At 41.3% G+C, this 14430-nt stretch carries 12 protein-coding genes and 3 tRNA genes; 9 read left to right on the top strand and 6 right to left on the bottom strand.

The genetic code is table 11. The annotated features are described in order from the left end of the window. The first annotated feature begins 4 nt into the window (after positions 1–4). Positions 5–421, top strand: a complete 417-nt coding sequence (locus tag NQ560_RS09050) for a YolD-like family protein (protein WP_040015303.1) — start codon at positions 5–7, stop codon at positions 419–421. Positions 422–524: 103 nt separating this feature from the next. Here NQ560_RS09050 and NQ560_RS09045 read toward each other — a convergent pair. From NQ560_RS09045 to NQ560_RS09035, 3 genes are all read right to left on the bottom strand, one after another. Then, a tRNA-Leu gene (locus tag NQ560_RS09045) sits at positions 525–609 on the bottom strand. 53 nt (positions 610–662) lie between these two features. Further along, positions 663–747 (bottom strand) — tRNA-Leu (locus tag NQ560_RS09040). 49 nt (positions 748–796) lie between these two features. Then, positions 797–881 (bottom strand) — tRNA-Leu (locus NQ560_RS09035). 227 nt (positions 882–1108) lie between these two features. On the opposite strand from NQ560_RS09035, the gene NQ560_RS09030 reads away from it, so the two are divergent. From NQ560_RS09030 to NQ560_RS08995, 8 genes are all read left to right on the top strand, one after another. Then, a complete protein-coding gene (locus tag NQ560_RS09030) occupies positions 1109–1576 on the top strand; it encodes a MarR family winged helix-turn-helix transcriptional regulator (protein WP_005331210.1) in 468 nt (155 codons plus the stop codon). A gap of 96 nt (positions 1577–1672) precedes the next feature. Further along, positions 1673–3004, top strand: a complete 1332-nt coding sequence (locus NQ560_RS09025; protein ID WP_005331209.1) for an MATE family efflux transporter — start codon at positions 1673–1675, stop codon at positions 3002–3004. 125 nt (positions 3005–3129) lie between these two features. After that, complete coding sequence (locus NQ560_RS09020; RefSeq protein WP_040015302.1) at positions 3130–4134, top strand: deoxyguanosinetriphosphate triphosphohydrolase; 1005 nt, start codon at positions 3130–3132, stop codon at positions 4132–4134. Positions 4135–4227: 93 nt separating this feature from the next. After that, positions 4228–6003: a DNA primase gene (gene dnaG / locus NQ560_RS09015; RefSeq protein WP_005331194.1), complete on the top strand. Its 1776-nt coding sequence runs from the start codon at positions 4228–4230 to the stop codon at positions 6001–6003. Between the two features lie 38 nt (positions 6004–6041). Further along, positions 6042–7172 (top strand): RNA polymerase sigma factor RpoD, encoded by a 1131-nt coding sequence (rpoD, locus tag NQ560_RS09010; RefSeq protein WP_005336805.1) that lies wholly within the window; start codon positions 6042–6044, stop codon positions 7170–7172. A gap of 13 nt (positions 7173–7185) precedes the next feature. Beyond that, entirely contained in the window at positions 7186–7914 is a 729-nt protein-coding gene (locus tag NQ560_RS09005; protein WP_005331190.1) for a tRNA (adenine(22)-N(1))-methyltransferase, read from the top strand. Between the two features lie 61 nt (positions 7915–7975). Next, positions 7976–8788, top strand: a complete 813-nt coding sequence (locus tag NQ560_RS09000) for a Nif3-like dinuclear metal center hexameric protein (RefSeq protein WP_005331188.1) — start codon at positions 7976–7978, stop codon at positions 8786–8788. Positions 8789–8832: 44 nt separating this feature from the next. Then, positions 8833–10503 carry a nucleoside kinase gene (locus NQ560_RS08995; protein ID WP_005331186.1) on the top strand — a complete coding sequence of 557 codons (1671 nt, stop codon included), beginning with the start codon at positions 8833–8835 and terminating at the stop codon, positions 10501–10503. 97 nt (positions 10504–10600) lie between these two features. Here the strand turns inward: NQ560_RS08995 and NQ560_RS08990 are convergent, their stop codons facing one another. Genes NQ560_RS08990 through NQ560_RS08980 form a run of 3 tightly spaced genes read right to left on the bottom strand, consistent with a single transcriptional unit; the run spans position 10601 to position 14386 of the window. Then, positions 10601–12499, bottom strand: a complete 1899-nt coding sequence (locus tag NQ560_RS08990; protein WP_040015301.1) for an extracellular solute-binding protein — start codon at positions 12497–12499, stop codon at positions 10601–10603. Then, a complete protein-coding gene (locus NQ560_RS08985) occupies positions 12496–13341 on the bottom strand; it encodes an ABC transporter permease (protein ID WP_052302905.1) in 846 nt (281 codons plus the stop codon). The genes NQ560_RS08990 and NQ560_RS08985 overlap by 4 nt, the downstream gene beginning before the upstream one ends. Next, positions 13313–14386 carry an ABC transporter ATP-binding protein gene (locus NQ560_RS08980; protein WP_040015300.1) on the bottom strand — a complete coding sequence of 358 codons (1074 nt, stop codon included), beginning with the start codon at positions 14384–14386 and terminating at the stop codon, positions 13313–13315. Before NQ560_RS08980 ends, NQ560_RS08985 begins: the two co-directional genes overlap by 29 nt. Positions 14387–14430: the final 44 nt, after the last annotated feature.

The raw sequence follows: 14430 nt of genomic DNA, 5'->3' as shown, positions 1-14430 counted from the left end.
GAAAATGACTGGATATGATAGGGACAATACAAATTTAAATTATGAAGATATTATCAATCTGCCACATCCTGTTTCGAAAAGGCATAAACCTATGCCGGTGGAAGACCGGGCAGCACAGTTTGCACCATTTGCAGCACTGACCGGACACCAGGCAGCAATCGAGGAGGCGGCAAGAGTTACAGATATACGTATGGAATTGGATGAAGAGATGAAAGAACAATTGAATGTGAAGCTTCAAAAAATTGTGTCAGAGCCGGGGCAGAAAATCCAACTTGTATATTATGTTCCGGATGGAAGAAAAAGTGGTGGCAGTTATAAGACAAAAATAGGAATCGTGAAAAAAATCGATGAATATCAAAAAATTCTTGTGCTGGAAGATGGATGCAGAATACCACTTGAAGATATCAGCGAAATAGAATAAGTTAGAAGCAGACCAAAGCAAGGCAATGATTTTGAAGTCTAGAGACAGGAAACGCTGTGATTCTTAAGAAAAAAACTCAGGTACTTTTACCTGAGTTTTTTAATGCGGAAGATGGGACTTGAACCCACACAAGCGCAATGCTTACAAGATCCTTAGTCTTGCTCGTCTGCCAGTTCCGACACTTCCGCATTTATGTAAATCATTTACATGATTACAAACAATATAAAATTTGAAAAGTTAATGCGGAAGATGGGACTTGAACCCACACAAGCGCAATGCTTACAAGATCCTTAGTCTTGCTCGTCTGCCAGTTCCGACACTTCCGCATTATGAATCATTTTCATGATCGCAGGCAATATGTTGTTGAAAAGTTAATGCGGAAGATGGGACTTGAACCCACACAAGCGCAATGCTTACAAGATCCTTAGTCTTGCTCGTCTGCCAGTTCCGACACTTCCGCATAAAAGGCTTTTCTCGATTGCCCGAAGATTATATTACTACACTTTCAGGAAAAAAGCAACAACAATTTTTGCTTTTTTTCATCTTTTTTGTTCTTTTGCGAATTGTTTTGACTTCGTCCTTTCCTTCTTTCATTTGGATTGGCAATATCGAGTAAAACACTTGACACGAGTACGAAATCGGACTATACTGTAATAAGTACGAAATCGGACTTGAGGAGAAAAAATAATGGAGTCGAAACAAAAAACACTATACATGAGCCGTCAGCTCATAGAGTTTAATCACATTTATAAAGAGTTTAATGATGTATACCGTGAGGCTGCGACAAAGGTAGGACTGTCATTAAGCGGATTTGATATTCTATACGCCATTTGTGAGATGGGGGATGGATGTTTGCAGCGCGATATCAGTCAGATGTGCTGTATTCCAAAGCAGACAGTGAATTCATCGATCCGTAAGCTGGAACAGGATAGATATCTGATACTGGAAAAAGGAAAAGGCCGTGATATGCATATTCATCTGACGGAAAAGGGACAGAAACTTATGGAAGAGAAGATTTATCCAGTGATAGAGGCAGAGAATCAGGCATTTTCTGGTATGAGTAAGGAAGAATGCAAGAAAATGCTGGAACTTTACGAAAAATACAATATGGAATTAAAAGCGAATATCCATAAGCTTCAAATGTCTCGAGTATAGTTGAGGATTTTATAGAAGCAGAAGTGAATGCACTTCTGATATAGCATCCGGCAGGATTGCAGAGGTATTCTTGAAAAAGAGGAGTAGATTTTTTTTATGGAGATTCAGTTATCAGATCATTTTACTTATAAAAAATTAATAAAATTTGTATTACCGTCTATTGTGATGATGATCTTTACATCGATCTACGGAGTTGTAGACGGTCTGTTTGTGTCGAATTTTGCCGGAAAGACTGCATTTGCAGCAATCAATTTAATTATGCCGATTCTGATGGGACTTTCAGCTCTTGGATTTATGATCGGTACCGGAGGCAGCGCGATTGTAGCAACAACTCTTGGAGAAGGAAAAAAAGAAAAGGCAAATGAATATTTTTCCATGTTAGTCTATGTTACGATCATTGGCGGCATAGCAGTTAGTATTCTTGGAATGATTTTGATTCGTCCGGTAGCAGTGATGCTTGGCGCAGCTGGTGAACTGCTTTCAGACTGCGTGTTGTACGGGCGCATCACATTTATTTCTTTTCCGGCTTTTATGCTGCAGAATGTGTTTCAGAGCTTTTTTGTAGCAGCACAGAAACCAAAACTTGGGCTAAAAGTTATCATTGTGGCGGGTGTGACCAACATGGTTCTGGATTATTTGTTTGTGGGACGTCTTGGATTTGGAATTGCAGGGGCAGCAGTTGCGACAGTATGCGGAGAATTTATCGGCGGATTGTTCCCGATTTTTTATTTTGCACGAAAAAATTCAAGTCTTCTGAAACTTGGAAGACCAAGTTTTGACAGAAGAATTTTATTAAAGACATGCAGCAATGGTGCATCCGAGTTTATGACGAATCTGTCCAGTTCAGTGGTAAATTCTCTTTATAATCTGCAGCTTATGAAAGTGGCCGGTGAAAATGGAGTAGCGGCTTATGGATCTATTATGTATGCGAACTTTATATTTGTTGCTATTTTTATCGGATATTCTATTGGAAGTGCGCCGATCGTCAGCTATCATTATGGTGCCGGCAATCACAGTGAGCTGAAAAATATGTTTAAAAAGAGCCTGCGGCTGATTGGACTATGGGGGATTGGACTTTTCATGTTCTCTCAGGTGATTACAACACCGCTTGCAAAATTGTTTGTGGGATATGACGCAGAATTATTTGAGCTGACAAGACACGGATTCAGGATATATTTTATCAGTTTTCTGGTCAATGGATTCAATATTTATGGATCAGCATTCTTTACAGCATTGAACAATGGAATGATTTCGGCTGCGATTTCATTTCTTCGAACATTATTATTCCAGATGGCGGCAGTTCTGATACTGCCTGTATTCTTTGGAGTGAACGGAATCTGGAGTGCCGTTACAGTGGCAGAGCTTTGTACACTTTTTATGACAGCTGCATTTTTTATCAGACAGCGAAAGAAATATCATTATATGTAAAAATACATCAATCAGGTATTCTTGAATCTGTAAGAAAATATAATGTGAAAAACAGTACCAGCAGACGGAATTGTATTGTATAATGAAAGTATGATTATACAAGTGTGAAGATGGAGCGTGATTCTATGATGATTCGGGAGCAGATGGAAGAAAGAGAATTGGAGTATTTAAGTCCTTATGCGACATTGAGTAAGAATTCAAAAGGCCGGAAGATTAAGGAAGAGGAATGTGATATTCGTCCGGTCTTTCAGCGTGATCGTGACCGGATCGTGCACTGCAAGGCGTTCCGCAGACTGAAGCAGAAGACCCAGGTGTTTCTTCTTCCGAAAGGAGATCATTACCGTACAAGGCTGACACATACACTGGAGGTGTCACAAAATGCAAGAACAATTGCGAAAGCACTCCGGCTTAATGAGGAACTGGTAGAAGCAATTGCCCTGGGGCATGATCTGGGACATACACCTTTCGGGCATGCAGGGGAGCGTGCGCTCAATGAACTTTGCCCGGGAGGTTTCAAACACAATGAGCAGAGTGTGCGAGTGGTGGAATCTATAGAAAAGGAAGGACGGGGACTGAATCTTACATGGGAAGTCATTGACGGGATCAGGAATCACAAAACAAGCGGACGCCCGTCAACACTGGAAGGACAGATCGTGCGCCTGTCAGATAAGATCGCCTATATTAATCATGATATTGATGATGCAATCCGTGGCGGTATTTTAAGAGAAGAAGATATTCCGAAGAAATATACGGATGTTTTGGGAACTTCGGTGAAAGGACGCCTGAACACACTTGTACATAATGTTATTATCAACAGTGTGGATCGTCCGGTGATTCAGATGTCTGAGGAAGTTCATGAGGCTATGCAGGGCCTTCGTGTATTTATGTTTGAAAATGTTTACCGTAACCCGGTTGCCAAGAAGGAAGAGGGCAAAGCAATCCATATGATTACCAATCTATATGAATTCTATATAAAGAATCCGGAGTTTCTTCCGGAGCAATCACAGAATATGTTAAAAAAGGGAGAAGAGCTGTCACGGGTCGTGTGCGATTATATCGCAGGAATGACGGATACTTATGCAGTGAAGAAATTTACGGAATTTTTTATCCCAGAATCTTGGAAAAATTAAAGGAAATATAAAGTTTGTGTCGAATATTATTAATAGGGACGTTTCTTCTTCTGGATTTGAAGAAGAGATGATGAAAAATGAAAGGACGCAGATATGTATTATCCAGAGGAATTAGTGGAAGAAATCCGGTCAAAAAATGATATCGTAGATGTAATTTCCAGTTATGTGAGACTTCAGAAAAAAGGAAGCTCCTACTTTGGATTATGTCCATTTCATAATGAAAAATCCCCGTCATTTTCAGTCAGCAGACAGAAGCAGATGTATTATTGCTTTGGCTGTGGTGCCGGAGGAAATGTATTCACATTTCTGATGGAATATGAACATTATTCTTTTGTAGAGGCACTGAAATATCTGGCGGATCGTGCAGGTGTGGAGCTTCCGGAACCGGAGTACTCCGGGGAGGCGAAAAAGCGCGCAGATACAAAAGCTATATTACTGGAGATTAATAAGGCAGCAGCACAGTACTTTTATGTACAGCTTTTAAGGCCGCAAGGGGGACATGCCCTTACATACTTAAAAGATCGAAAGCTAAGTGACGATACGATCAAAGCATTTGGTCTGGGATATTCGAACAAGTACAGTGATGATCTGTACAAGTATCTGAAATCAAAAGGCTACAAAGACGATATGATCTCACAGGCAGGTCTGATCAGTATTGATGAAAAATACGGAGTTCACGATAAGTTCTGGAACAGGGTCATGTTTCCGATTATGGATGTAAACAGTCGTGTTATTGGATTTGGCGGCCGTGTCATGGGTGATGCAAAGCCAAAATATCTGAACTCACCGGAGACGATCATTTTTGACAAAAGCCGGAACCTGTATGGACTGAATCGAGCAAGAAAGTCGAGAAAACCTTATTTTCTGCTTTGTGAGGGCTATATGGATGTGATTTCCCTGCATCAGGCGGGATTTACCAATGCAGTAGCGTCACTTGGAACAGCCCTGACACCGGGACATGCAGCGCTTATCAAACGGTATGTCAATGAAGTCTACCTGACGTATGACAGTGACGAGGCAGGAACGAAAGCAGCTCTGAGGGCAGGACCGATTCTGCGTGAAGTTGGGATTACGGCAAAAATCATTCGGATGGAACCGTATAAAGATCCAGATGAATTTATTAAAAATCTCGGTGCTGAAGCCTTTGAAGAACGGATCCAGAAGGCAAGGAATGGATTTATGTTCAGTCTTGAAATTCTGGAACGGGATTATGATATGACGTCGCCGGAAGGCAGAACGGACTTTATGAAGGAAGCTGCGAGAAAGCTTACAGAGTTTGATGAAGAGATAGAGCGCAATAACTACATTGATGCAGTTGCAGGGACTTATCATGTCGGCAGTGAAGATCTGAAAAAACTGGTCGGACGAATGGCAGTTCAGACCGGACTTGCAAAGCCGGTGGAAAGACCGAGATCTACAAGGAGTCAGAACCTGGATAAGGAAGATGGTACACGAAAGTCACAGAAGATTCTGCTGACATGGATGGCATCGGATGAGAATGTATTTGCACAGATCCAGAAGTATATTCATCCGGAAGATTTTCAGGAAGGGATATATCGGACTGTAGCTGAGCTTTTATATGCGCAGCACGAACAGGGAAAGCTCAATCCGGCGCAGATCATGAATCATTTTACAGATGAAGAGGAACATCGTGAGGTGGCAGCGCTTTTTAATACAAGAATCCGGGAAATTAAAACAGCACATGAACAGGAAAAGGCATTAAAAGAGACAATTATCCGGGTAAAGAAGAATAGTATTGAAGAACACTCAGCAAAGCTTGATCCGACCGATATACAGGGATTGCAGAAGCTGATGGAAGCAAAACGGGCGTTGCAGGACCTTGAAAAATTGCATATTTCTATTAATTAAGGATAAAATAAAAACATATAATGGAGGATGGACACCACATGGAAGAAAACATAGCGAAATTTGGGGAAAAGTTAAAACAACTGGTTGCTCATGGAAAGAAGAATAAGAGTATCCTGGAACTTCAGGAAATCAATGATTTTTTCTCAGATATGGAGCTTGATGCAGAACAGATGGAGAAAGTTTATGAGTATCTGGAGGCCAATCATATTGATGTGCTTCGTGTAAGCGGAGATGGGGATGGAATTGAGGAATTAGATGATGTTGATGATTCCGATATTGTTCTGACAGATGAAGACGATGTTGATATGGAGAAAATCGACTTGTCTGTGCCGGATGGAATCAGTATAGAGGATCCGGTCCGTATGTATCTGAAAGAGATTGGAAAGGTACCGCTTCTTTCAGCAGATGAAGAAGTAGAGCTTGCAAAGCGTATGGCAGAGGGAGATGAGGATGCTAAGAAGCGTCTGGCAGAAGCAAACCTTCGTCTTGTTGTCAGTATTGCTAAGAGATATGTGGGACGTGGAATGCTGTTTCTGGATCTGATTCAGGAAGGTAATTTGGGTCTAATTAAAGCGGTTGAGAAGTTTGACTATCATAAAGGATTCAAATTCAGTACTTATGCAACATGGTGGATCCGCCAGGCAATTACAAGAGCAATTGCTGATCAGGCCAGAACTATCCGTATTCCGGTGCATATGGTAGAGACGATCAATAAACTGATTCGTGTTTCCAGACAATTACTGCAGGAGTTAGGACGTGAACCTACGCCGGAGGAAATTGCAGCAGAATTAGATATGCCAGTGGAACGTGTCCGTGAAATCTTAAAGATTTCTCAGGAACCGGTATCACTGGAGACACCAATCGGTGAAGAGGAAGACAGTCACCTGGGAGATTTTATTCAGGACGACAATGTTCCGGTACCTGCTGAAGCCGCAGCTCAGACACTTTTAAAAGAGCAGTTAGATGAAGTGTTAGATACTCTGACAGAGAGAGAGCAGAAAGTTTTAAGACTTCGTTTTGGTATGGATGATGGACGTGCACGTACACTGGAAGAGGTTGGTAAGGAGTTTGATGTAACGCGTGAGCGTATTCGTCAGATCGAGGCAAAAGCACTTAGAAAGCTTCGTCATCCGAGCCGCAGTAGAAAACTAAGAGATTATCTGGATTAAGAAAGAGGCGCCTATGGAACTATCAAAGAGACTTACTGCAGTAGCAGGTCTTGTGACAGAGGGCGCCTCTGTCGCAGATATAGGAACAGATCACGGATATATACCGATTCATTTGATAGAACAGAACTTATCACCGAAAGTGATAGCGATGGATATCAATAAGGGACCGCTGGAACGTGCGAGAATTCACATAGCAGGCTATGGAATGAGTGACCGGATTGAGACAAGGCTGTCGGATGGACTGGCAGCAGTAAAGCCGAAAGAAGTGGAGGAGATTATCGTTGCCGGAATGGGCGGCGGTCTTGTGATTCACATTCTGGAAGAAGGAAAACAAATCGTCAGCACATTAAAAGGCTGCATCTTACAGCCTCAGTCTGAGATACAGAAAGTACGGGAATATCTTGTGGAACATGGGTTTCGGTTCGAAGCAGAAGATATGGTAGAGGAAGACGGGAAATATTATCCTATGATGCGGGTGGTACCACCAGAATATTGTGAACATAAGACGGCTGACCGGCAGGAAGATTGTAAAAAAGAGGAATGGGAGTACCATTATGGACCACTACTTTTAAAAAACAAAAATCCGATATTATATGAATATCTGAAGCGTGAAATCCGTATTCGTGAAGATATACTTCTCGGTCTTGCCGGAAAAGATGGTGAGCGGATAAAAGAGCGTATGACAGAAATTGAACATGAACTGGAAGTAGCAAAAAAAGCAATGTCTTACTATGAAGAGTAAGAAAAGCATTGTAAGAAAAACATTGTTGAATACTATGTGAATATTAGAGAGGAATGATTGCATGCTATGTAAAGATATTATCAAAATAATAGAACAGGACTATTCACCAAGATATGCTCTTTCCTGGGATAATGTCGGACTGCTGGCAGGAAGAGATGATAAAGAAGTTGCAAATATATATGTGGCACTGGATGCTACAGATGAAGTGGTAGATGAGGCAATTTTGGCAGGTGCAGATATGCTGGTGACACATCATCCTTTGATTTTTAGCGGTATGAAACAAGTGAATAATCAGAATTTCATCGGCAGAAGATTAGTAAAACTGATTCAGCATGACATTTCTTATTATGCTATGCACACGAATTATGATGTCAAAGGTATGGCAGATCTGGCAGCAGATTATCTGAAACTTGAGAATTGTCAGATACTGGATGTCACCGGAGAAAATGAATCGGGAGAACCGGAAGGTATTGGCCGTGTCGGAGAGATACCATCTGCTTCTGATAATGATGAACAGAGAAATGAAATTTCACTGGCAGATTATTGTGAAGAAGTCAAGAAAGCATTTGCCCTTGATACAGTGAAAGTATTCGGCGATCTGAAGCAAAATGTTCACCGAGTAGCAATCTGTCCGGGGTCTGGTAAAAGTGATATTGATCAGGCGATTGCAGCAGGGGCTGATGTCTATGTGACCGGAGATATCGGTCATCATGAAGGGATTGACGCACTTGCAAGAGGACTTAATATCATCGACGCAGGACATTATGGGGTGGAGCACATATTTATCGGCGATATGGGGAATTATTTACGAGCACACCTTTTGGGAGTCGAGGTCATAGAAGCCCCAGTGAGTCATCCGTTTACAGTAATATAGGGAAAGCTTTATAGAAGCAGTCATGATATAGGGAGGACCGGAAGATGGAAGAGAAAAGAATGTATCATGTAAAAATTAAAAATGAAGTGAAAGAATATGAAGCTGCTATCACATATCACGACATTGCAAAAGAATACCAGAAAGATTATGAGCATGAGATTGTTCTGGTATTTGTAGATGGAAAACTTCAGGAACTGCATAAGCGTCTGAAAAAAGATTGTGAAATCAGTTTTGTTACAACAGCGGATCCCATTGGACATGAGGCATACAAACGAAGCATGAGTTTCCTTCTTGTAAAAGCAGTTTATGACGTGGCAGGACATAAGAATATTGACAAGGTTCGGATGCATTTTGCAATAGGACCGGGATATTATTGTACGATTACCGGCGAAACAAGAGTCGATGATGATTTTCTTGAGCGTGTCGAGTCGAGGATGCACGAACTTGTGGAGGCAGATCTATCAATCAAGAAAAGAACGGTTCATACGAATGAGGCAATCGGACTTTTTGGACAGTATGGAATGTATGATAAAGAAGAATTGTTCCGTTACCGCCGTGTATCCAAAGTAAACCTTTACAGCATCAATGAGTTTGAAGATTATTATTATGGATATATGCTTTACAGTACAGGGTATCTGAAATATTTTAAATTATATCGGTATGATGAAGGGTTTGTACTTCAGATGCCAGAGATTGATAAGCCGGAGACCGTGCCACATTTTGAGGCGAGAACAAAGTTCTTTCAGGTCATGAAAGAATCTGTGAAATGGGGAGATATTCAGGAGATTGAGACGGTTGGCGGATTGAATCGCAATATTACCAGTGGAGATGTTCAGGAGACTGTGCTTGTGCAGGAAGCAATGCAGGAAAGAAGAATTGCAGAAATTGCACAGATGATTGCTTCCAGACCGGAAATCAGATTCGTATTGATTGCGGGACCGTCGTCTTCCGGAAAGACTACATTTTCACACAGACTGTCTGTACAGCTTCGTGCAAATGGAATGCGTCCTCATCCGATCGCAGTAGATAATTACTTTAAAGAAAGAGAAGAGACTCCGAAAGACGAGAAGGGAAATTATAATTTTGAAGGACTTTGTGCAGTGGATATTGATCTGTTTGAGAAACAAATGCAGGAACTGCTGGATGGAAAAGAAGTGATAATTCCAAATTTTGATTTTGTGAAGGGACATAAAGAATTTGTAGGAAGTCCATTGAAACTTGGAGAACACGATATTCTGGTTATTGAAGGCATTCACTGTCTGAATCCAAAGCTGACAAAAGCATTGGCAGATGAGAATAAGTTTAAAATTTATATCAGTGCACTGACACAGCTTAACATTGATGAGCATAACCGGATTCCAACCACAGATGGCCGGCTTCTTCGAAGAATTGTGCGAGATGCAAGAACAAGAGGTGCTTCTGCAAAAAAGACAATTCAGATGTGGCCTTCTGTACGGAAAGGCGAGGAAGAGAATATTTTCCCATTCCAGGAGGAAGCAGATGTCATGTTCAATTCTGCTCTGATCTATGAACTGGCAGTATTGAAACCATATGTAGAAGCTCAGTTATTCGGAGTTGAAAGAGAGTGCCCGGAATATATCGAGGCAAAGAGACTGCTTAAATTCCTGGATTACTTTGTTGGAATCGGAAGCGAAAAAGTACCGACGAACTCATTGCTTCGAGAATTTATCGGTGGTGGATGCTTCCGGGTTTAATAAATGGTGCCGGAATATGCCGTAGAAAAGGAAATGCAATTTCCTTTTCTATAAAAATAAATCCAAACGATTCAAGATATCGTTTGGATTTATTAATTTATTTGGATTTTACCTGACGCCATAATTCATTGTATATGGCATCATTTTCATCTCCCAGGAATTTGAATGTTTCGCAATTTTCCAGTGCTTTATCATCTGGAAATACAATTGGATTATTACGGTATTCCGGATCGAGGAGTTTTCTTCCTTCCTCATTCGGGATGGAATAGGTGATATAGTCGAAGTTCATCTTAGCAATGTCCGGACGGCACATGAAATTGATAAAAGCTTCTGCGTTTTCTTTATTCTTTGCGTTTTTCGGGATGACCCAGGAGTCAATCCACATGTTACTTCCTTCTTTTGGAATGACATATTCCAGGTCCGGATTTTCAAGCTGACAGGTGATAGCTTCTCCGGAGTAGATGACAGCGAGAGCAGCCTCATTTCCAATCATTTTATCACGGGCCTGATCGACAACATAGGCCTGGACAAGTGGCTTTTGTTCGATCAGTTTATTCTTAGCTTCAGTCAGTTCATCCAGATCGGTTGAGTTCAGTGAGTAGCCAAGGTATTTTAATGTGATGCCAAATGCATCACGGACACTATCCTGCATGAGGATACTATCTTTGTATTTTTCGTTCCACAGAATTCCCCAACTATCTACAGGATCGTCGACCATAGTTTTATTGTAAAGGATTCCTACAGTTCCCCAAAGGTGAGGAACAGAGTATTTATTCTCCGGGTCAAACTCTTTGGAATGCTCCATATAAGTGCTTCCAATATTTTTGATGTTCGGAATATTGTCAAAATTCAGTTCAGCCAGCAGATCATTTTCAATCATACGCTGGATCATGTAGTCGGACGGGCATACGACATCGTAGGCAATGGCGCCTGACTGTATTTTTGGATACATGATCTCGTTTGTTTCATATTCTTCGTAAACGACATCAATGCCGGTTTCTTCTTCAAACATATCTAAAGTTTCCGGATCGATATATTCTCCCCAGTTGTACACAATGACCTGTTTGTCACTGGAACTTTTTGAGCGGATGCCATAGAAAATTCCACCTGCCAGAATGAGAACGACCATACAGACCGGAACCACTCTCGACATCATAACTTTGCGGAATTTGCGAAGCTTTGGATGCTGACTGGCAACTTTGGAAATTTTAGCATTTTTTGCACCGGCAGCTTTTTCATCTGGTTTCATGTTGATCAATAACAAAAGAATCATGACAACCAGGAACATCAATGTGGACAGTGCATACATGGAAGGATTGATTCCTTTTCGCACCTCACTGTAAATCTTGGTGGACAGAGTGTCGACACCAGGTCCTTTTGTAAAATGCGTAATGATAAAGTCATCTAAGGACATAGTAAATGCCAGTAGGAAACCGGAGGACACACCTGGCAGAATGTCCGGGAATACGACTTTGAAAAAAGCGTATAACGGAGAAGCGCCAAGATCCAGGGCGGCCTCATAAGTGCTGACGTTCGTTTGCCGCAGCTTTGGCAGAACACTCAGGATTACATAGGGAATATTAAAGGTAATATGTGCAATCAGGATTGTCTTAAATCCAAGGGAAAATCTACATGCGATGAATAACAGCATAAGAGAGATTCCTGTCACAATATCGGCATTTAACATAGGAATATTGGTTACACCAGTCACGACAGTACGCATTTTCTTTCGCATTGCCTGAATACCGATAGCGGCAGCAGTACCGAGAATCGTAGCAATCAGTGCAGATAACAATGCGATGATCAGTGTTGTATAAAGTGCGTTCATAATGGAATTATTTTTAAATAATTCCACATACCATTTTGTTGTAAAACCTCCCCATTTGGAACGGGATTTTGAGGAGTTAAAGGATAATACCATAAGGGTGATGATCGGAGCGTACAAAATGACGCATATCAGCACCAGATAAAACCGTTTAAAAAAATTCTTGATCAAAATGTAGTTCCCTCCCCGTCTTTATCGTATTTTGCGATCAATGCCATACTGATCAAAATGAAGATCATCAGTACAAGGGACATACCGCTGCCAGAGTGCCAGTTACTTCCTTGTTTAAATTCCTGCTCAATAACATTACCGATCAGGAGAATCTTACTTCCACCTAAGAGGTCGGAGATGACAAAAGTTGTCAGTGACGGTACAAAGACCATGGTAATTCCGCTGATGATCCCTGGAACGCTCAGTGGCAGCAGGATTTTTGTAAATGTCTGCACACTGTTTGCACCAAGATCTCTGGCTGCTTCGATAACATTTGTGTCAATTTTGGACAGTACATTGTAAATTGGTAAGATCATAAATGGCAGAAAATCATAGACCATACCAAGTACGATGGCATATGGAGTATTGATGATTTCCAGTGCCGGTAAATGGAAAAAATGAAGGAGACTGTTGATAACTCCGTTCTTTTCCAACAGGTTCTGCCATGCAATGATCCGAAGCAAAGAATTCATCCACATTGGCAGGATGAAAATCAGTACGATAAAGCTGGACTGATTGACGCCAAGTCCAGTCAGGATCATAGCCAGAGGGTATGCGAGAATCAGGCAGATAATCGTACTGACAAGGGATAACAAAAGTGCCAGTCCCAATGCCTTTAAATTCTCAGGTTCTGTGATCCTGGCAAGATTCATCAGGGTGAATCCACCGTCATTATTCGTCAGACCATAGTAGAAGACCATGATAAGAGGAATGATGATAAATGCTGCTGACCAGAGAAGATACGGACCGGCAAGCATCTGTTTTAATAATTTACTATTCTTCAATTGGTACCGCCTCCTCATCTTCAGATTCTGGTTTTTTCATGATCTGAATATCAAATGGGTCTACGCGCAGTCCGACTTCTGCTCCGACTGGGAACATATCGGTGCTGTGCACGAGCCATTCGTAATTATTTGCCATGACTTCCATCTCATAGTGAACGCCTTTGAAAATAACATGTGTAACAACGCCTCGGATAATTCCGTCTTCTGGTTTTACAAGGTCGATATCTTCCGGACGGATCACTGCATCAACAGGCTTCTTCTGACCGAATCCTTCATCGACACACGGAAAGTTGGCGCCGAGAATATTGACGAGCCGGTCATGTACCATCGTGGCAGAAAGAATGTTACTGTCACCGATAAAGTCTGCAACGAACGCATTCTTCGGTTCATTATAAATATCTTCCGGTGTTCCTACCTGCTGGATATATCCCTGGTTCATAACGACGATCGTATCGGACATAGTCAGGGCTTCCTCCTGATCATGAGTGACGTAAATAAATGTAATGCCAAGCTCATTTTTTAAGCGGATCAGTTCGTACTGCATATCCTGGCGCAGCTTTAAGTCAAGAGCACCAAGAGGTTCGTCAAGAAGCAGGACTTTCGGTTCATTTACAATGGCTCTTGCAATAGCGATACGCTGCTGTTGTCCGCCGCTTAAGGAAGCAGGAGTACGGTTTTCGAAGCCTTCAAGATTAACAAGTTTTAACGCATAACGAATCTTATCATTGATGTAATTCTGAGATTTTCCTTTAATCTTTAGCCCGAATGCAATATTTTCTGCAATGGTCATATGGGTAAAAAGTGCATATTTCTGGAATACGGTATTTAACTGTCGTTTGTTTGGAGCCAGGTTCGTGATATCCTGACCATCGAAGATGATTTTTCCAGAGTCAGGAGTCTCGAATCCACCAAGAATACGAAGCAGTGTTGTTTTTCCGCAACCGCTTGGTCCCAGAAGAGTTAAAAATTCATTTTCCCGGATATAAAGATTCAGTTCGTCTAGTACGACATTTTCATCAAATGCTTTGGATATATTTACAATATCGATTAATTTATTAGACATGTTCATTGTCCTCCCAAAATGTAATTATAATTTAGAACTTAAGG

Source organism: Dorea formicigenerans (genome assembly GCF_025150245.1).
Lineage (GTDB): Bacteria > Bacillota > Clostridia > Lachnospirales > Lachnospiraceae > Dorea > Dorea formicigenerans.
Note: the sequence above shows the minus strand (reverse complement) of the source record. Positions and strands in the feature narration are given on the sequence as shown.